General features: G+C 48.2%; 16 protein-coding genes. 12 read left to right on the top strand and 4 right to left on the bottom strand.

Annotated features, from left to right (window positions below; all coding sequences use genetic code 11):
- Nucleotides 1-102 precede the first annotated feature (102 nt).
- The 9 genes from KVT36_RS01620 to KVT36_RS01580 all read left to right on the top strand — a co-directional run bounded on the left by KVT36_RS01620 (nucleotide 103) and on the right by KVT36_RS01580 (nucleotide 8,608).
- On the top strand, nucleotides 103-1,029 hold the full coding sequence (locus KVT36_RS01620; protein ID WP_217601754.1) for a hypothetical protein: 927 nt from the start codon (nucleotides 103-105) through the stop codon (nucleotides 1,027-1,029).
- 154 nt (nucleotides 1,030-1,183) lie between these two features.
- Nucleotides 1,184-2,323: a beta-ketoacyl-ACP synthase III gene (locus KVT36_RS01615; protein ID WP_217601753.1), complete on the top strand. Its 1,140-nt coding sequence runs from the start codon at nucleotides 1,184-1,186 to the stop codon at nucleotides 2,321-2,323.
- 32 nt (nucleotides 2,324-2,355) lie between these two features.
- Nucleotides 2,356-2,757: a hypothetical protein gene (locus KVT36_RS01610; protein ID WP_217601752.1), complete on the top strand. Its 402-nt coding sequence runs from the start codon at nucleotides 2,356-2,358 to the stop codon at nucleotides 2,755-2,757.
- A gap of 77 nt (nucleotides 2,758-2,834) precedes the next feature.
- Nucleotides 2,835-3,839: a BtrH N-terminal domain-containing protein gene (locus tag KVT36_RS01605; protein ID WP_217601751.1), complete on the top strand. Its 1,005-nt coding sequence runs from the start codon at nucleotides 2,835-2,837 to the stop codon at nucleotides 3,837-3,839.
- Between the two features lie 99 nt (nucleotides 3,840-3,938).
- Nucleotides 3,939-4,664, top strand: a complete 726-nt coding sequence (locus KVT36_RS01600) for an ABC transporter ATP-binding protein (RefSeq protein WP_254639788.1) — start codon at nucleotides 3,939-3,941, stop codon at nucleotides 4,662-4,664.
- Between the two features lie 6 nt (nucleotides 4,665-4,670).
- On the top strand, nucleotides 4,671-5,957 hold the full coding sequence (locus KVT36_RS01595) for an ABC transporter permease (RefSeq protein ID WP_217601750.1): 1,287 nt from the start codon (nucleotides 4,671-4,673) through the stop codon (nucleotides 5,955-5,957).
- Between the two features lie 95 nt (nucleotides 5,958-6,052).
- Nucleotides 6,053-6,310 carry a phosphopantetheine-binding protein gene (locus KVT36_RS01590; protein ID WP_217601749.1) on the top strand — a complete coding sequence of 86 codons (258 nt, stop codon included), beginning with the start codon at nucleotides 6,053-6,055 and terminating at the stop codon, nucleotides 6,308-6,310.
- A gap of 14 nt (nucleotides 6,311-6,324) precedes the next feature.
- On the top strand, nucleotides 6,325-7,539 hold the full coding sequence (locus KVT36_RS01585; protein ID WP_217601748.1) for a beta-ketoacyl synthase: 1,215 nt from the start codon (nucleotides 6,325-6,327) through the stop codon (nucleotides 7,537-7,539).
- Between the two features lie 16 nt (nucleotides 7,540-7,555).
- Nucleotides 7,556-8,608 (top strand): beta-ketoacyl synthase chain length factor, encoded by a 1,053-nt coding sequence (locus KVT36_RS01580; RefSeq protein ID WP_217601747.1) that lies wholly within the window; start codon nucleotides 7,556-7,558, stop codon nucleotides 8,606-8,608.
- Here the strand turns inward: KVT36_RS01580 and KVT36_RS01575 are convergent.
- From KVT36_RS01575 to rpsT, 3 genes are all read right to left on the bottom strand, one after another.
- Nucleotides 8,571-9,695: a YhcG family protein gene (locus tag KVT36_RS01575; protein ID WP_254639787.1), complete on the bottom strand. Its 1,125-nt coding sequence runs from the start codon at nucleotides 9,693-9,695 to the stop codon at nucleotides 8,571-8,573. The two genes, KVT36_RS01580 and KVT36_RS01575, sit on opposite strands and share 38 nt — an antisense overlap.
- Before the next feature lie 213 nt (nucleotides 9,696-9,908).
- On the bottom strand, nucleotides 9,909-11,639 hold the full coding sequence (locus KVT36_RS01570) for a M14 family metallopeptidase (RefSeq protein ID WP_217601746.1): 1,731 nt from the start codon (nucleotides 11,637-11,639) through the stop codon (nucleotides 9,909-9,911).
- Between the two features lie 256 nt (nucleotides 11,640-11,895).
- Nucleotides 11,896-12,150, bottom strand: coding sequence for a 30S ribosomal protein S20 (gene rpsT, locus KVT36_RS01565; protein ID WP_089917584.1), 255 nt, complete (start codon nucleotides 12,148-12,150; stop codon nucleotides 11,896-11,898).
- A 279-nt stretch (nucleotides 12,151-12,429) separates the two neighbouring features.
- Between rpsT and KVT36_RS01560 the strand changes: the two genes are divergently transcribed.
- The 3 genes from KVT36_RS01560 (at nucleotide 12,430) to KVT36_RS01550 (ending at nucleotide 18,092) form a co-directional block, all read left to right on the top strand.
- Nucleotides 12,430-15,186 (top strand): 2-oxoglutarate dehydrogenase E1 component, encoded by a 2,757-nt coding sequence (locus tag KVT36_RS01560; RefSeq protein WP_217601745.1) that lies wholly within the window; start codon nucleotides 12,430-12,432, stop codon nucleotides 15,184-15,186.
- A gap of 71 nt (nucleotides 15,187-15,257) precedes the next feature.
- Complete coding sequence (odhB, locus tag KVT36_RS01555; RefSeq protein ID WP_217601744.1) at nucleotides 15,258-16,829, top strand: 2-oxoglutarate dehydrogenase complex dihydrolipoyllysine-residue succinyltransferase; 1,572 nt, start codon at nucleotides 15,258-15,260, stop codon at nucleotides 16,827-16,829.
- A 93-nt stretch (nucleotides 16,830-16,922) separates the two neighbouring features.
- The gene (locus KVT36_RS01550; protein ID WP_217601743.1) at nucleotides 16,923-18,092 is read left to right on the top strand and encodes an RsmB/NOP family class I SAM-dependent RNA methyltransferase; all 1,170 of its coding nucleotides are present in this window, start codon (nucleotides 16,923-16,925) and stop codon (nucleotides 18,090-18,092) included.
- A gap of 6 nt (nucleotides 18,093-18,098) precedes the next feature.
- Here the strand turns inward: KVT36_RS01550 and KVT36_RS01545 are convergent, their stop codons facing one another.
- A complete protein-coding gene (locus tag KVT36_RS01545) occupies nucleotides 18,099-19,784 on the bottom strand; it encodes a S8 family serine peptidase (RefSeq protein WP_217601742.1) in 1,686 nt (561 codons plus the stop codon).
- Nucleotides 19,785-19,854: the final 70 nt, after the last annotated feature.

The following is a 19,854-nucleotide window of genomic DNA, read 5'->3' as shown; positions in this document are numbered from 1 at the left end:
ACGCTACAATACAACCCTGTAACATATATTAAAATTTTATCTCCTACTGTGACACTTTATTTGTATGTTTACAGTTTGTAGTTTGAACTCCTTATTCCTGATATGGCGAAACAAAAAATACTGATCATATACTATACACAAACCGGGCAGCTGAAACGTATTATTGACAGGGTGGTAACACCGCTGCAGGCGCAGGCGGATATTGTGTATGAAGAAATCGTCCCGGTACAGCCTTTCACGTTCCCATGGGATAAGCAAACGTTCTACGATACCATGCCGGAAACGGTACTGGGCCGGCCCCGTGGCGTACAGCCACTGAAAGTGAACCCCGACGAGCATTTTGACCTGGTGATACTGGCCTACCAGCCCTGGTTCCTTTCCCCCTCGCAGCCTACCGCCGCTTTCCTGCAAAGTGAAGGCGCCGCACGCCTGCTGAAAGGCAAAAAGGTGCTTACGCTCATTGGCGCACGTAACATGTGGCTGAATGCACAGGAAAAAGTAAAAACATATTTACACCAGGCAGGCGCACAGCTGGTTGGCAATATTGCGTTGGTGGATACCTCCTCCAACCTGATCTCTGTTATGACCGTATTACGCTGGCAGTTTAAAGGGAAAAAAGAAGCTACCCGGTTTTTACCACCCGCCGGGGTACAGGAAAAAGAAATACAGGCGGCCGACCGTTTTGCCGCACCCATAACACAGGCTTTACAGCAGGGTAACTGGGAACAGCTGCACCCACAGCTGCGGCAGCAGGATGCCGTTACCCTGAAACCCAACCTGGTGGTGCTGGAAGACAGGGGCATCCGCGCTTTCCGTTACTGGTCAAAGTTCATCAGCGCCAAAGGCGGGCCGGGAGCACCGGAACGGCAGGGGCGTGTAAGCATGTACCGCGGGCTGCTGCTGTTAGGCATATTTGTACTGACTCCTATCACTAAGATCTCTTCCATGATCACTTTACTGGTGAAACGTAACCAATTATTGCAGGAAGTGGAATACTTTAAGGGCATTGACCTGCGTACTGAAAAATAGATTTTACGGAGATAGTCATGTAGTTTTGTATTGAACAGATAAGGGGGAAATATCCTTTTATAATTATATTTACGCGCTGAATACGGCATGGTTATGGGATGATCCATGTGTTTGTTCCGCATGCGCGGGCGGTATTTTAAAAGAGCATTTTCAGATGAAGGATGTATTTATTACAAGGCTGTCCAAATTTTTACCCAACGAGCCGGTTGGAAATGATGAAATGGAAAGTATACTGGGTATGGTAGATGGAAAGCCATCCCGCGCCAGGTCTATGATCTTAGGGAATAATAAGATCAAGACGCGCTATTATTCTTTAGATAAAAACGGGAAAAGCACCCATACCAATGCAGAAATGACTGCAGCGGCAGTACAGGGGCTTTTTGATGATAAATTTCCCATAAGCCGCATGCAGCTGCTGGCCTGTGGCACTACTTCCCCGGACCAGCTGCTGCCCAACCATGCCGCTATGGTGCATGGTTTGCTGAAATGCCAGCCGGTAGAGCTGATTGCCGCCACCGGCGCCTGTGCAGCCGGCATGCAGGCATTTAAATATGCTTACATGTCTGTAAAATGTGGTAATACTGCCAACGGTGTAAGCACCGGTTCTGAAAAATTCTCCGCCTGGATGCTGGCCAAGAAATTTGAGCCGGAAACAGAGAACCTGAAACTGCTGAGCGAGAACCCGATCATTGCTTTTGAAAAGGACTTTCTGCGGTGGATGCTGTCTGACGGCGCCAGTGCAGCCCTTTTCCAGGATAAACCGAATGAGGACGGCCTTTCCCTGCGGGTAGACTGGGTGGAGATTGCCTCCTATGCCCATGAGCTGGATACCTGCATGTATGCCGGTGCTATTAAAGACAGCAACGGCGGCACCCAGGGCTGGATAGATATGACGCCGGAAGAATGGGCGCAGCACAGCGTTTTTTCCTTTAAACAGGATACGCGCCTGTTGGGCAAGAACATTGTACCCTCCGGTGCAAAAATGTGGAAAGAGCTGGTAGAGCGTTATAATATTGATATAGAGAACGGGCTGGATTATTTTCTGCCCCACCTTTCCTCTGAATTTTTCCGTTTTAAGATAGATGAAGAGATCAGCCGTTTAGGCGTGCCCATTCCCCAGGAAAAATGGTTCACCAATCTTACACGTGTAGGTAACGTAGGCACTGCCTCGCCTTACTTTATGCTGGAAGAGCTGATGAATACCGGCATGCTTAAAAAAGGCCAGAAGATTGTGATGATGGTACCGGAGAGTGCACGTTTCTCTTATGCTTACGCGCATTTGACTGTAGTGTAAAGCGGGGAGTTGCCTCCTAAAACTGCTCCTATATGAAACAGAACGAAGTACCGCAGGATGGTGATAACCTGCACGAAGGCACTTTTAAACAATTGTTCTACGCAGTGAACGATGCCGGTGAATACAAACAGCCGGTAACCAGCGTAGGCTGGGAGCCGGAGAATGTAGCCATGGCACAGGCCTGGGAAGAGGTGCATGCAAAAGTGGAGAAAGCCCGTGAGCGCGTGCTGGCCGGTGAAATAAGCCCTATAGCCTATTACATGGAAAAGACCCTCATGGACCTGCCCCTGCTGGCCAGTTATGTGAGCAAATTTCAATGGCAGGTAAAACGCCACCTGCAGCCCCGGGTATTCAAAAATCTCAGCAGCACTATGCTGCAGCGGTATGCCGCCGCTTTCAAGATCACGGTGCAGGAATTACAACATATAAAATAGTTATTGCCTTATAGTACACGGTCCGCAGACCACGGCGGTTGACGTTGGTCTGTGGACCGTGCACAATTTCAGACATTATGAGCCAAGTACAATTTAACCACGTGCAAACGGCACATTGTGAGAGTGGGGTCATATCCAACCTGTTCCGGCATTACGGCCTTAATATCAGTGAGCCAATGGCTTTTGGCATAGGCGCCGGCATTTTCTTTGGCCACCTGCCCTTTGTAAAAGTGAACGGTGTGCCCGGTACCACCTACCGTATTTGGCCCGGTGCTATTTTTCAGCGGGTGTGCAGCCGGTTGGGCGTAAAAATGCAGTCGCAGAAATTTTCCAGCCCGGAAAAAGCTATGCAGGCGCTGGACCGTGTAATTGGCGAAGGCATCCCGGTGGGCGTATTGTCCAGCGTATATTACCTGCCTTATTTTCCGCCGGCGTACCGTTTTCATTTTAACGCGCATAACCTGGTGATCTATGGAAAGAATGGCGATAACTACCAGGTAAGCGATCCTATTATGGATGTGGTAACGGAAATAGATCCCAAAAGCCTGGCAGAAGCCCGCTTTGCAAAAGGCTTCCCGGAGCCTAAAGGTAAAATGTACTACCCGGTGCAGGTGCCTTCCGGCGTATCGCTGCAAAAGCCCATCCGCCAGGGCATTGAACAGGCTTGCCATTATATGTTAAAGATACCGGTACCCATGTTCGGCGTAAAAGGCATGCGCTTTTTAGCCAAGCGGGTAAAACATTATCCTGAAAAGCTGGGCGACCGTAAAGCCACGCTGTACCTGGGTAATATAATACGTATGCAGGAAGAGATAGGTACGGGCGGCGCCGGCTTCCGTTTTATGTATGCCGCCTTTTTACAGGAAGCGGCTGACCTGCTGCAACAGCCGGAGCTGGCCAAGCTGTCCCGGGAGCTAACCGGTATTGGCGACCTGTGGCGCAACTTTGCATTTAATGCCGGCCGGGTTTGTAAAAGCCGTTCCGCTGATAATGTATCTTATGCTGAATTAAGTGAAATGCTGCTGCAATGCGCTGCAGCAGAGGAAGTGTTTTTTAAGAAGTTGTCTAAAGTGAAGATATAATGTGTTAATGTGCTGATATGCTAATGTGCTGACAAGTATATACCAGCACATTAGCATATCAGCACATCATCTAATTAGAAAATGATTACTGTTAAGAACTTGCATAAAACCTACCCGGGAGCGCTGGAGCCGTCGTTGAGCGGCTTATCGTTCAGCTTTCCCAAAGGCAGGATAGCAGGTTTGCTGGGACCCACCGGCGCCGGTAAAACCACTACCATTTCCATCCTTTGCGGGCTGGTAAGGGCTGATAGCGGGGATGCACAGATCTTTGACCTGCACCAGGATGTCCACCACCGGGAGTCCATTAAAAAAATGATCGGTATTGTGCCGCAGCAGATAGCCTTGTTCCCGCAGCTCAGCGCTTTGGAAAACCTGACCTATTTTGGTAACCTGTATGGCCTGAAAGGCAAGCCCCTGCGCACTAAAATAGAGGATTACCTGCAGCGTTTCGGCCTGGAAAAGAACGGTAAAAAAGAAGTCTATAAATTTTCCGGCGGTATGAAACGCCGTACCAATATTATTGCTGCCCTGCTGCATAATCCGCAGCTGCTGATCCTGGACGAGCCTACTGCCGGTGTGGATGTACAGTCGCGCAATATGATCCTGCAATTTTTGCGGGAGTATAACCAGCAGCAGGGAGTAAGCATTTTATACACCTCGCACCTGCTGGAAGAGGCGCAAAGCCTGTGTGAGGAAGTAGCCATCATTGACCAGGGCCGCCTGGTAATGCAGGGGCAACCATTACAACTGATACAACAACACCCGGAGTGCCGCAACCTGGAAGAAGTATTCCTGCATCATACCGGGCTGGCGGTGAGAGACTAATACACTATGCTAAGATTACTGGCTACCATACGCAAAGAATGGCTGTTACTGATACGGGACAGGGGAGGACTGGCATTGTTATTTTTAATGCCGCTGGTGCTGATCACGGTAATGGCATTGATAGAAGATGCGCCTTTCCGCGACTACCAGGAGCTGAAGTTTGACGTGCTTACAGTAGATAATGATCATGGCAGGCTGGCCCGTTATATTAAAGAAGGCCTGGAGCACAGCGGGCAGTTTACTCTGGTAGATTCACTGGATGGTAAGCCTGTTACCCAGGAAGATGCCGTACGTTTGGTAAATGCAGGCGACTATAAAATATGTATCCTTATTCCTAAAGGCGCTACCGCCGCTATTGTGAGCAATGCCAACCGGATTGTAAATGATCTTTCAAAACGTATGGGCTTACCGGCCGTGCAACCGGTAAAGAGCCGGAACGATTCTTTGAACGTGCTCATTTATTTTGACCCCGCAGCTAAAAAAGCCTTTAAAAGCGCTATTCACCAGGCGCTGGATAATTTTTTAACACAGATAGAAACAGACCTGCTGCTGGAACGCATAAAGCTGCAGCTGCACAGTAAAGAGGCGGATGCTGCTGATACCTTTGCCATACAGTTAAAAGCCGTAGGCCTGCAGGAGCAGGTAACCGGCCCTACCAAACAAATAAATATGGTATATAATTCCGTGCAGCACAATGTGCCGGCATGGAGCATTTTTGCTATGTTCTTCATTGTAATTCCCATTGCAGGTAACATGATACGGGAGCGGGAAGATGGCAGCCTGCTGCGTATGAAGCTGATACCAGGTTCTTACCTGGCGCTGCTGGCAGGCAAAATGCTGTTCTTTGTAAGCATTTGCGTGGTGCAGTTTTACCTGATGACATTAGTAGGCATTTACTTAATGCCCCTGTTACATTTGCCCCGTTTAGTGCTGGGGCACAGCTACCTGCCTGTGTTTGTAATAGCGCTGTGTATTTCACTGGCTGCTACTGCATACGGCATACTGGTAGGCACGTTGTTTAAAACGCCTAACCAGGCATTGAGCTTTGGCGCTATTTCTATTGTGATCCTTTCTGCCATTGGCGGCATATGGGTGCCGTTGGAGGTAATGCCGCCGGCCATGCAGTTCATTGGGCATTTAACCCCGTTGAACTGGGGGCTGGAAGCTATTAACGATTTGTACCTGCGTAATGGCGGTTTTGCGCAGATCATGGGTAATGCCGGCAAGCTGATGATATTGTGTCTGGTCATGTTATACCTGGCTGCGCGGGTAGAGAAGGGGCGGATGAGCTGAGCGCAGGGGATTTATTTTCTAATCAATTGTAAAACTGTATTTTTACCGTTGTCCTGATGCAGTCTTGATATTGGGATATACCTACAACACTTATTATGGAAGATTTAAAACAAAAACTGAAAGTACAGATCATTGAGGCATTGAACCTGCAGGATACCAAGCCTGAGGATATTGATGATAATGCGCCTTTGTTCGGAGAAGGCCTGGGGCTGGACAGCATTGATTCCCTGGAGCTGATGGTGCTGCTGGAAAGGCATTACCAGATAAAGGTAGAAGATCCGCGCGAAGGCCGGAAGATCTTACAATCCGTACAATCCATGGCGGAATTTATTCAATCTAAACAACCGGCTTAAGCCAATACGGTAGCATGGCGGAACGTGTGTTTATAACAGGGATGGGAATGATCACTGCCATTGGTGATACCGTTGCAGCAAACCTTGGCAGCCTCCGGCAGCAGCAAAGCGGCCTGGGATTTACCTGTTATATAGATACTATTTATAAAGAGGTATTACCGGTAGCAGAAGTAAAGCATAGTACGGCGGAATTGAGTACTATGGCTGGTGTACCCAATACCCCGGAATATACCCGCACCACTCTTTTAGGTTTGTTAGCCATGCAGGAAGCCCTGCAGCAGGCAGGCATCAGCGACCTGCAGCAGGAACCTACCGGTTTTATTAACGCCTCTACCGTAGGCGGTATGTGCGATACCGAAAAAGTTTATTTTGACATTACCGATCCTGAAAAGGAAGGGGATTTCCTGAAATATATTGATACGCTGGATTGTGCGGATTGTACACAGCGTATAGCCGATACCGTAGGTTTTACAGAATATATTACTACTGTTAGCACGGCCTGTTCTTCATCGGCCAACGCCCTTATGTACGGCGCCCGCCTCATTAAACAGGGATTGCTGCGCCGCGTGATCTGTGGCGGTACAGAGGCGCTTACCCGTTTTACGCTTAATGGTTTTAACTCGCTCAAGAACGTGGATAAACGGCCCTGCCGCCCGTTTGACCAGCAACGTAATGGTTTAAACCTGGGCGAAGGCGCTGCTTACCTGGTACTGGAAAGTGAAAGCCTGGTACGGGAAAACAACAGTGTTATCCTGGCAGAGCTAAGCGGGTATTGCAATAGTAATGAAGCTTTTCACCCAACATCGCCCTCACCGGAAGGGGATGGGGCCTTTGCTGCTATGAAAAATGCGCTGGCTATGAGCGGCAGAAACACGGCAGATGTGCAGTATGTAAATGTGCATGGTACGGCAACACTGAATAACGACGTATCTGAAGGTAAAGCGCTGGAACGCTTATTTGGCGCACAGGTGCCGCCCTTTAGCTCTACCAAACCTTTTACGGGGCATACCCTGGCTGCTGCAGGTGCTATTGAAGCTATTTATGCTGTACTGGCTATTCAGCACCAGGTAATATTTCCCAATCTTAACTATTCTGAAAAAATGGAGGAGCTGTCCATAGCACCCGAAACCCGGCTGCTGGAGCAGGTTCCCGTGAATACTGTTATTTCAAACTCATTTGGCTTTGGCGGCAACAATGCCTCCCTGGTGATCAGCAAATATGAAGGGTAAGTGTTACATACAAGGATTGGCGGCTATAACGCCCCAGCATACTTTTGAAGGAAACCTTTTTTCTCAGCCACTGGTGAGTACCGGCGCCAATGTATTTGCCGTAACAGAACCGGACTATAAAACATTTATTCCTGCCAATAGCCTGCGGCGTATCAGCCGGCTGCTAAAAATGGGTTTAACCACTGCCCTGAAATGTATGCAGGACAGCGGTTTGAGCGTACCGGACGCTATTGTTACCGGCACCGGCAAAGGCAGCTTACAGGATACAGAACGTTTTTTGAAAGACATCCGCCAGTATGAGGAGCGTGCGCTCAACCCAACCCCTTTTATCCAATCCACCTACAATGCCGTAAATGGTATGATAGCCGTGCAGCAGCAGGTTACTACCTACAACAATACTTTTGTGCATCGCGGTTTTTCTTTTGAAAGCGCGCTGCTGGATAGTATGCTGTTGCTGGAAGAGGGCGCATCGCACACGCTTACCGGCGCTTTTGATGAAATATCTGCTGAGCATTTTTATATTAAATCCCGCATTGGGCACTGGAAAAAAGAAATGGTGAACAGCGCAGCGCTGTATGATCATTTAACGCCAGGCACAATCTCTGGTGAAGGCGCTGTTTTTTTTACCTTAACAGCAGCACCTACTACTCAAAGTTATGCACGGGTTGCAGGTTTAAAAATGTTATACAAACCTTCACTTACTGCTTTAACAACAGGACTGGCAACCTTTTTAAGCCAGCACGGATTATCTGCAAAAGATATAGATCTGGTGATTACCGGGCGCAATGGGGATAATAATTTTGAGCACTACTACCGGCAGCTGGATCTGGGTTTGCCGCAAGTGAGCCAGCTGCCTTTTAAACATTTGTGCGGGGAATATGAAACGGCCGGCGCCTTTGCGCTGTGGCTGGGCGCGCATATGCTGAAAGCGCAGCAGGTGCCGCAGCAATGGTTTCCCATGGTATCACAATTCCCCGCCACTCTTAACCGCATTTTAATTTACAATCATTTTTTTGGCGATCAGCATACCTTCATATTGCTGGAGCGTACCGCAGCTCCTGCCGTATAAACTGTTCCAGCGCTTCTTTGGAAGGCAGCTTTACCTGGTACTGTTTTACAAATAAGGTTTGATCCATACCTGCCGTGGCATACTGTACCAATGTTTCATTCTTATTGGTTACCATTAAAATACCAATGGGCGGGTTATCATCTTTTTCCATTACCTCCGCTTTATAATAATTCAGATAAGTGTTCAGCTGGCCTGCATTCACATGATTGAACGCATCTACTTTCAGCTCCACCAGCACATGGCATTTTAAAATGCGGTGATAAAATACCAGGTCAATAAAGAAATGTTCATCACCAATGAGTATACGTTTTTGCCTTGCTTCCAGGCAAAAACCAGGGCCCATTTCCAGTAGAAAATCCTGTAAGTTGCCCAGCAGCGCGGCTTCCAGGTCACTTTCTATTACCAGCGCTTTTTGCGGCAGGTCCAGGAACTCAAAAGTGTACATGTTTTTAATGAAGTCAGCCGGATCTATGGGAATATCTGCTTCATGAATAAACTGCTGCAGCTTTTCCTTATTCTTTGAAAGACCCATACGCTCAAAATACAGGCTGTTGATCTGCCTTTTTAATTCGCGCACGCTCCAGTTGCCTTTAATGGTTTCCAGCTCATAGAAGGCACGTTGCAGCGGATCTGAAATGGTAAGCAATAAGCTGATATGGGAGAAGGAGAGTTTATCCAATAATCTTTGAGGAGCAATAAATATGTTTTCACATTTGGCAATCTGTGATTGCCAAATTTCAACTGATTGATTATTAGCCGATTGCAATTTGGCAGACACTGTCTGCCAAATTACAATCGGTATGTATTCCCTGATAACAGGCCCGATGTGTTCATAGGTAGTATAGAACTGCCGGTATAAACGAAGGTTGCGTGGAGAAAAACTCTCCTTCTTTAGTTTTTCAGATAATTTGTCAAACAACTTTTCTCCATATCTCGCCCTATCCTCCCCGTTCTGCTCATATTCCACTATGTAATACCCAATTAACCAATTGCGGATGGTTAATAAACGGTTCACTGCTTTTGCAGCGCTTTCCTGTAAATGTTGATGCGTGTTTTCAATGCGGTGCAACAAAAAATTAAAATTCATAAGATATGATTTTGGTGTAGCAAAACTTTCAAAGATCATAAGCATGGGGAGAATGTACACCGGCGGTATAACAAACAATTAGTTAGTAATTGGTTCAAATTTAAGTGGTTAGGCGCGTACTAACAACAGGCAAAATGATAAATGTAGGATCATAAAAAAAGTGTAAATACAACAATGATAAATTACTGTATTTACACTTTTTCGTAGAGGCGTTTACTTTATACGGTATACCGGGTACCGCAAATATCCTGGTTCTGCATACTGCGAATGGTTGTATACAAAATCCAGCTGTGCACTGGCGTCATGGGCAAAAGCAGTATCAGTGGCTTTACGTTTTTCCAGTTCTGCTTTTACTTCCGGGTGTTGGCGTAAATATTCCGCCGCAGTATCCTCAAATACATAACTGGAATATCCTTCTTTGGGGGCCAGTATAGCGTCAAAGAAATTCCATGCAAAGAAAGAATCGCCGCCGGTAGGCTCCAGGGTTTCTATTAAATAACGGTTGGCATTTTGGTTTAGAGGAATGTAATAATCACCTTTGCGGAAAGCGATCTTTTCCTGTGTAGCAGCCACTTTCACCTGGCTATGCAGGTAATGTTTTTCATAGGGCCGGACAGCTGTTTTATAATCGGTGATATGATATACTTCTACTGTGATGGTGGTATCATGTGCCAGGCGCTGCATCTGTACATTACTATTCTTTAACAGGTCTGTCACGGCCCACCAGCCCTGCGGAATAAGATATGCTGCAGGCTTTTGCACAAAATTACCCGGCTCCGCTATATCGTAAAAAGGGATCTGCCGCTCGTAGGATTTATTGCGATCGTAGTACAGGCGCGGCAAACCGGAAACCTCGCTGGGTTTGTGCCCCGCTGTATATCCTTTAAAGGTAATGGTACTATGCCGGCTCATATCTGTTTTCCATTCCAGCGGAAAGCTGCTTTGTGTTTTTACGGTTTGTTTGGTTTGGTCGCGGATCGATTTAATGGCAGCGCTATGCTCACTTACAAATTGTATAAAACATTCCATCAGCTCATAGGTAGCTTTTACCCGCTGTGGGTAAGGTTTTAGCATATGTGTTTCCGGTACAAAGCCAAAAGTATGGAACAGGGCTGCGTAACCGCTGGAGTAGCGGGGACCATCGAAATATTGCGTCCAGCCGCTGTCAGGTGTTTCCCCAAAATGGTTTACGTAAGGGATCAGATCATACCCCCGGGCTTTCATGAGCCTATACAGGCCGGGTTCAAATTCCTTCTCCAGGTAATCGCCCATTACACCGCCCAGCTTATTATGCTGGGTACTTAGCAGGGTTAATACATGCTGGTAGTCGGCGCCATTGCTTACGTGGTTATCAACAAACACATCCGGGTCTGTAAGCTGGTAGATCTGCTGAAAGGAGCGGGCATTTTTAGAATCGGCTTTAATAAAATCCCGGTTCAGGTCCAGATTTTGGGCATTGCCGCGGGATCCAAAGGCATCCGGCCCATTCTGATCTACCCGGAAATCCGGGCTGCGGTTCAGGGCGCCTCCAATATTGTATACGGGTATTACGGCCAGCACCACATTATCCGGCAGGTGTTTTTTACCCAGGGCCAGGTCGCGCAGCAGTAGCATGCTGGCGTCAATCCCATCAGGCTCGCCGGGGTGTATGCCATTGTTAATGAGTATGATACGTTTGTTTTGCTGGTGCAGGCTGTTAAAGTCAAAATTACCCTGGCCGGAGAAAATAGCCAGGTGCAGCGGGTATCCGGCATCCGTAGGCCCCATTTCCAGCAGCTTGATCTGCGGAAAGCGCTGGTCCAGCTGGCGGTAATAATCTATGCATTCTGTATAGGTAGCGGTTTCCCGGCCCTGGGTACGTTCAAAGCGGGTGCTCAGGTCCTGGGCAAAGGTGTGCAAGGGTATCAGCCAGCTGCAAGCGGCGGCTATCAACAGTTTTCTCATCGGTCAGATTTAGATTTCAGGGAGGTTAAAATAATGATTTATCCAGATAACCTGTATACATAGCAGGGGCGGGCGGACGGTAAAAATGTTGACTGGCAGGAAGTTAGTCCGGATTTAGCTGGGACTGGGACTGGGACTGGGACTGGGACTGGGACTGAACGCCGTCTGGCGTGGAATGACGGTAGTAGCAAAAACAAAAAGCCCTTCCTGTTTTACAGGAAGAGCCATGTATAAGAAATAAGTGTGTGCCTATGAATTAAGCCAGGACGTTCACCTTCTTAGCCAGTTTGCTCTTCAGGTTAGCTGCCTTATTTTTATGGATCACGTTACGTTTAGCCAGCTTATCAATCATAGCGGCAACTGCTGACAGGTCTTTCTCAGCGGCTGCTTTATCGGTCAGCGCTTTCAAATCACGGATCGCATTACGAGTGGTTTTACCGTAGTAACGGTTCCGCTCATTGCGCTTTCTGCTCTGACGTACGTCTTTTTTCGTTGCTTTATGGTTTGCCATTTTTTAATTTTCAGTTTCAGGAGGGCAAAGGTACGGATATTCTTTTTTCAAAACAAAAAATTAATGTACCGTTTCTGCCGGGGCACAAATCTACAAAATATATGAGGTTCGGCGCATCCGGGCAGCCGGTTTGTGTACTACTTTATCCGCATATTTATTCATTATTTTACTACCGCTTTAACAAAAAACAAGCGATATTTGCAATCCAATATTATAATGGGTATCAAATTTCAACAGAACAAGTAATTTGAACCGAAGACCAAGCAAAACTCGTTGTAAATGAAGGACTTCTCATTTGTCACTAACTCGCACCCTGCTTACATTGAATCATTATACCAGGATTACCGCAAAGATCCTCAGGCCGTTGATCCCGAATGGGTTAAATTTTTTGAAGGATTTGATTTCGCGGTATCTACTCAAAATGGTAAAGCAGGAGCAGCAACAGTGGCGGCAGGAAGTAGTGCTGCACCCGTATCCGGCGATCAGCTTAATAAAGAGCTGAGCGTATACAGGCTTATACAGGCCTACCGCAAAAAAGGACACCTGATCTCCAAAACCAATCCCATCCGCGAAAGAAAGAACCGCCAGGCCAACCTGGAGATCTCTTTCTTTGGTTTGAGCGATGCGGACCTCAAAAGCGAATTTTTTGCCGGCCAGGTAATAGGCCTGGGCAAAACTTCCCTGGAAAATATTGTAAACAGGCTGAAACAGGTATATGCCGGTCCTGTAGGATTGGAATTCACCTATATTAACGATGCTAAAAAGGTAGAATGGCTGCAGCGTGAAATGGAGAACACCATGCACCAGCCCATGCCCCTGGAAAAGAAAAAGCGCGTGCTGCAAAAGCTGAACCAGGGCGTAATTTTTGAAAAATTCCTGCATACCAAATATATAGGTCAGAAGCGCTTTTCGCTGGAAGGTGGTGAAAACACCATTACCGCGCTGGATGCTATGATAAATACTGCCTCTGAGCTGGGCGTACAGGAAGCCGTGATAGGCATGGCCCACCGCGGCCGCTTAAACGTATTAGCTAACATCCTGGGTAAAACCTACGAGCAGATCTTCACGGAATTTGAAGGCCTCTCTACCCCGGACCTTACTATGGGCAGCGGGGACGTGAAGTACCACCTGGGTTTCCGCTCTATGATAGATACGCCTGCCGGCAAACAGATCAACCTGCAGCTGCTGCCAAACCCCTCCCACCTGGAAGTGGTAGATCCGCTGGTAACCGGCTTTGCACGCAGTAAGGCAGATGTGATCTATAACAGTGATTACGATAAGATATTCCCGATACTGATCCATGGCGATGCGGCTGTAGCCGGCCAGGGTGTGGTATATGAGCTGGTGCAGATGAGTAATCTGAAAGGCTATTACACCGGCGGCACCATGCATTTTGTGATCAATAACCAGATTGGTTTTCCCACTGATTTTGATGATGCCCGCTCCTCCGACTACTGTACCAGTGTAGCCGCCATTGTGCAGGCGCCGGTATTCCATGTGAATGGGGATGATGCGGAAGCCGTGGTAAAGATCTCTGAGATAGCCACCCGATACCGCCAGGAATTTAATTGCGATATTTTCATAGATCTGCTTTGCTACCGCAGGCATGGCCACAATGAAGGCGATGAGCCTAAATTCACCCAGCCCAGCCTGTATGCATTGATCGATAAACATGCAGATCCGCGGGAAGTATATACCCAGTACCTGCTGAAGAATGGTGAAACAGATGCGCAGGAAATGGCCAAGGATATGCAAAAAGTATTCTGGGCTGAGCTGCAGGAAAGGCTGGATGAAGTAAAACAGCATCCCCTGCCTTATAGCCACCAGAAACCGGAGCAGTGGTGGGCCGCCCTGCGCAAAGCCACTCCGCAGGACTTTGAGCAATCACCGGTAACAGCCATTAAAGAAGAAGATTTTACCCGCCTGTTCAACAGCCTGATGCAATGGCCCAAAGATTTTGTGCCTTTACGTAAGGTGGACAAGCTGCTGAAAGATAAGATCAAGCTGTATGAAACAGATGGTAAGGTAGACTGGGCTACCGGCGAGCTGCTGGCCTATGCCAGCCTGCAGGTAGAAGGGAAGGATGTGCGTATGAGCGGGGAAGATGTACAACGTGGTACCTTCTCACACCGCCACGCTATTTTGTTTGACGAAAACACCAACGCTACCTATAACCGCCTGGCGCATCTGCAGGAAAAACAGGGCCAGTTCCGTATCTACAACTCTTTGCTGAGTGAGTTTGCCGTAATGGGCTTTGAATATGGTTATGCAATGGCCAACCCCAATACCCTGGTATTGTGGGAAGCGCAGTATGGCGATTTTGTGAATGGCGCGCAAACCGTAATAGACCAGTACCTGACCAGCGCCGAACAAAAGTGGACCACCATGAACGGCCTGGTGCTGTTGCTGCCACACGGGTATGAAGGCGGTGGCCCTGACCACTCAAACGCCCGTCCGGAGCGCTTTTTACAGGCTTGTGCTGAATATAATATTGTAGTTACAAATATTACTACGGCAGCTAACTTCTTCCATGCACTGCGCCGCCAGCTTACCTGGCCGTTCCGCAAACCGCTGGTGAACTTTTCGCCCAAAGCAAACCTGCGTCACCAGGGTGCTTACTCTACCAAGGCAGATTTTACTACCGGTGGTTTCAAAGAAGTGCTGGATGATCCGTTTATTACAGATGCTTCCCAGGTGAAGAAAGTATTGTTCTGCAGCGGTAAAATTTACTTTGACCTGAGCGAGAAACAAGCGAAGGAAGGCCGTAAGGACATAGCCATTGTTCGTCTGGAACAGCTGTATCCTTTACCGGTAACGCAGCTGGAAGCTGTTAACCAGAAATATAAAGGAGCCACCTGGTTCTGGGTACAGGAAGAGCCGCTGAACATGGGCGCTGCCTCTTACCTGCAAATGAACCTGAAGCAGCTGAACTACGGCGTTATCAGCCGTAACCCAAGCGCTGCTACTGCTACCGGTTATGCGAAGGTGCATACCCGCGAGCAGCAGGAGATCATTGAAACGGCGTTTAATATTTAAGATTTTAGATTTGGTGGGAAATCGTAAATCTAAAATCCCAATTGAATTATTGCAAACAGAAAACTGAAATAATGGTTGTCGAAATCAAAGTTCCTACGGTAGGAGAATCTATAAGCGAGGTAACAATTGCGAAGTGGTTGAAGAAAGACGGGGATTATGTGCAGCAGGATGAAGTATTGTGCGAAATGGAATCGGAAAAGGCCACCTTTGAGCTGAATGCAGAGAAAGCAGGGGTATTGAAAATAGCCGCCCCGGAAGGCGCTACCCTGAACATTGGCGCGGTAGCCTGTACCATTGATACAGATGCCGCTGCACCTGCAGGCGCTGTAGCCCCTGTATCCGCCAACGCGCCGGAAGCCGCTGCTGCCGCCAAAGCAGCAGAACCTGCACCACAAGCGCCCGCTGGTCCTCCGCCGGCCAATAAGGGAACTATTGATATGAAAGTGCCCACTGTTGGAGAATCCATCAGCGAAGTAACACTGGTAAAATGGTTGAAACAGGATGGCGATTACGTAGAGCGTGATGAAATGCTGTGCGAAATGGAATCCGAAAAAGCCACCTTTGAGCTGAACGCAGAAGAAGCCGGTATATTAAAAAGAGTAGCCAAAGAAGGCGATGTGCTGAAGATAGGTGATGTGGCCTGCCAGATAGATACCAACGCCGCCCGCCCTGCCGGTAAAGCAGCACCTGCTGCCAAGGCTGAAGCGCCTAAGGCAACTCCGCAGGCCCAACAGGCGCCGGTAACCGCTATCCCGGATAATATTAAAACTACCCCGGTGGCTGCCGCTGTAATAGCAGATAAACATGTGGATCCCTCCTCCATTAAAGGGAGCGGCGCCCATGGCAAAATATTGAAGGATGATGTTTTTGCCGCCCTGCAAAACCCGGGTGTGGCATTAGGTAAAGAGCTGTTTGCCCGCAACGACCGCAGGGAGAAAATGAGCAACCTGCGTAAAACAGTATCCCGCCGCCTGGTGGAAGCCAAGAACACTACGGCCATGCTCACCACTTTTAACGAAGTGGACATGACCAACATCATGGACATACGCGCCAAGTATAAAGAAGTGTTCAAAAAACAGCATGAGGTGAACCTGGGTTTTATGAGCTTCTTCACCAAAGCCTGTTGTTTTGCCTTACAGGAGTTCCCTTCTGTAAACGCTTACATAGACGGGGAAGAGCTGGTGTACCATGACTATTGCGATGTGTCTATTGCCGTATCTGCCCCCAAAGGCTTAGTGGTACCGGTGATCCGTAATGCAGAAAGCCTGGGCATGGCAGAGATTGAAAAGAAAGTAGTAGAGCTGGCCACCAAGGCCCGTGATAACAAGCTTACTATGGATGAAATGACCGGTGGCACCTTTACCATTACCAATGGCGGGGTATTTGGCTCTTTAATGAGTACGCCTATCATTAACATACCCCAGTCTGCTATTTTAGGGATGCACAAAATACAGGAGCGCCCCATGGCCGTAAATGGCCAGGTGGTAATACGTCCCATGATGTACCTGGCGCTGAGCTATGACCACCGTATTGTTGACGGCCGCGAATCCGTAAGCTTCTTAGTAAGAGTAAAAGAAATGCTGGAAAACCCGGAACAGCTGCTGTTTGGCAAAGACCCGGTAAAAGCATTGCTGAAATTATAATCCTCCTGATAAATTAAAAAGCAAAAATTAAAAAGTAAAACCCGGTTCTACTTTTTAATTTTTGCTTTTTGCTTTTTTACTTTTCTTTGTCCCATGACCCGTTGGGAAAATTACTTGTTATCAGCAGAGAAGATCATTACCACTTATGATGGCAGCTTGCCATTACACCATTTCCTGAAGCCATTTTTTAAGCAAAACCCGCAAATGGGCAGCCGTGACCGGCGCTGTATCTCGCAGCTGGCATATGCCTTTTACCGCCTGGGCCATTTGTGGAAAAATGAAATGCCTGTAAAGGACCGGCTGTTGCTGGGTCTTTTCCTGTGCGAAACACAGCACAATGAAATACTGGCCCTGTTAAAACCGGAATGGAATGAGCAGGTAACTTTACCTGTAGCGGAAAAGCTGGCCACTGTTTCCTTTAACGGGCAATCGCCCACACCCAATGATATTTTTCCCTTTACAGCATCCCTTTCTGAAGGCATAGATGCGGCGGCTTTTACCAGCGCCTGTTTTGTGCAGCCCCGTTTATTCATCCGCGTGCGGAAAAACAAGCAGGAAGCAATTACTGCATTACTACAAGAGGCTGGTATAACAGGGGAGTGGCTGGCGGATGACATGCTGGCATTACCCAACGGCACTAATATAGAAACCGTTATTAAAAATAAAGACTGGTACGAGATCCAGGATGCCTCTTCTCAGCAAACCGGCCAGCTGCTTACACCTAAACCCGGACAGCGCTGGTGGGATGCCTGTGCTGCCAGTGGTGGAAAATCTTTATTGCTAATGGATAAGGAACCGCGTGTGCAGCTTACAGTAAGTGATGTGCGGGTATCCATCCTGCAAAACCTGCATGAGCGGTTTTACACTGCAGGTATTAAAAACTATGAAACCAAAGCGCTGGACCTTACGCTGCCGGTGCCGCCGCAAACCCTTGACTACGGATCGTTTGACGGTATTATACTGGATGCGCCCTGCACCGGTTCCGGTACCTGGGGCCGCAGCCCGGAGCACCTGTACTTTTTTGAAGAACCGCGCATCAATACCTTTCATAACCTACAAAAACGTATAGCCGAAAACGTTGTACCGCTGTTAAAAAAAGGCGGCTCATTGATCTATATTACCTGCTCTGCCTTTAAGCAGGAGAATGAAGCGGTGGTAAAACTTATTTGTGAGCACACCGGCCTGCAATGGCGCGATGGCGGTATTATTACCGGTTATAACATTGGCGCGGATACTATGTTTGCGGCTAAGCTGGTGAAGTAAGATGGATTATAATTTCACCAGCTTCACCACCTCTTTGTTATTTCCTTGTACAAATCTCAGGTAGTACATACCTACCGGTAATTTATCCAATCCTGTTTGCGTGGTAAAGTAGCCGTAATTGCTTACAGCAGGCAGCTGCCAGGTACGGGTAAGCCGCCCGGCGCCATCTATCAGCTGCAGGTAAATGGGTTGTTGTGAGGCTGTGGATTGATAATAGATGCTCAGCTGATTGGTAAAAGGATTGGGAAATACTTTGATCATGCGGTTGGCTAGCTGCTCACGGATAAAAGCTGTATCGCCGGCTTCTCTTTTCAATAAGGTATCATAGGCTGTATGAAAGTTGGGAATGCCGTATCCCATGCGGTTATCCCGGGCAGGGTATTGGCTGGAGCATGCTTTTACCGCCTGCACAATTTCCAGGTTGGTACGCCGGGGAAATGCCTGCCATAAACAGGTTACTAAGCCCGCCAGCACCGGGCAGGCATAAGAAGTGCCGCTGCCGCCGGTAATAGTACCATCTGTGGTTACCAGTGCTGTACCTACCCCCATTGCGGCTACATCGGGTTTTATACGCCCGTCTGCAGTAGGGCCATAGCTGCTGAAATTAGCCACCTGTCCCTGGCTGGTTACCGCGCCTACAGTCAGCACACTGTCTGCATCCGCAGGGGCCAGCAGGTATTTCCAGGATGATTTTCCTTCATTACCGGCTGCATTTACCACGATCATGCCTTTGCGTACTGCCAGTGCCGCGGCTTGTGTAATAGCCAGGCTATGGCCGTCCAGCTGTGTATAGGTATGATCATACTGCGGATCATCAAACGTGTTATATCCCAGGGAAGAAGAGATCACGTCCACGCCTAAGCTATCTGCCAGCTCCACACCGGCGGCCCAGTTGTTTTCTTCTATGGGCTGTTCTGTGCCGGTTTCCTCTGTGCGTAACAGTACATAACCGGCTTCCGGTGCAGTACCGGTTATTTCGCCAGGCAGGTTAGCTGCCAGTATAGACAGGCAGTGCGTGCCATGATCACTATAATTATATACATCCGCCGTACCATCTGTAAAATTGCGGGTATAGGTAATTTTCTGGTTATTACGAAGCCAGGTAAAAGCACGGTTATTGTTTACAGAAGGGAAACCGCCATCCAGCAATGCTATCAGCATACCATTCCCTTTCAGGTTCTTATTATGCAGGTATTCCCCTTCATGTAAATGAATTTGCGTATAGGCGCTGCCGTAATCAATATCCGTAGTACCCATTGTACGGGCGGTGCTCACGCTATCCCGCCTGCGCCGGTCACCTGGCGCCGACAGCCGGTTGGCGCTTTTTACCAGCGTTCTTACAAAGGGCAGCTGCTGTATTTTTAGCAAGGCAGTTGCATCATTGGTGGCAATAACAGCCTGGTTGGTCCAGCGTAAGGTATAGCGCAATTGTACATTGCCGGCTTGCAGTACAGCATTCACATAATCCGCGTTCACCGGCAGGTCAGTGCTGTCTATAGCAATTTGCTGGCGGCTGCGGCGCTCAATGGCGCGGCTGGATAAATATGCTGCAGGCGCATTCAGCTGGTAAGGGGTACCATTTTTATCTGTAAAGGCAATTACGTAGCGGGGTGTTTGTGCCCGGGCAGGTATACCGGCCAGCAGCAGGCATAGGGGAAAAAGAAAGGAAATGGATAAGGAAAATGTTTTCACAATGGGCCGGCATTTATGTGAAATTAGGCGTTCCGGCTGAGATTTCCATGTAGCTGCAGGCATAAAAAAG

This window comes from Chitinophaga sp. GbtcB8 (assembly GCF_019091455.1).
In the GTDB taxonomy this organism is placed as follows: domain Bacteria; phylum Bacteroidota; class Bacteroidia; order Chitinophagales; family Chitinophagaceae; genus Chitinophaga.
The sequence above is the reverse complement of the archived record's forward strand: the minus strand, read 5'-3'. Positions and strand labels throughout refer to the sequence as shown.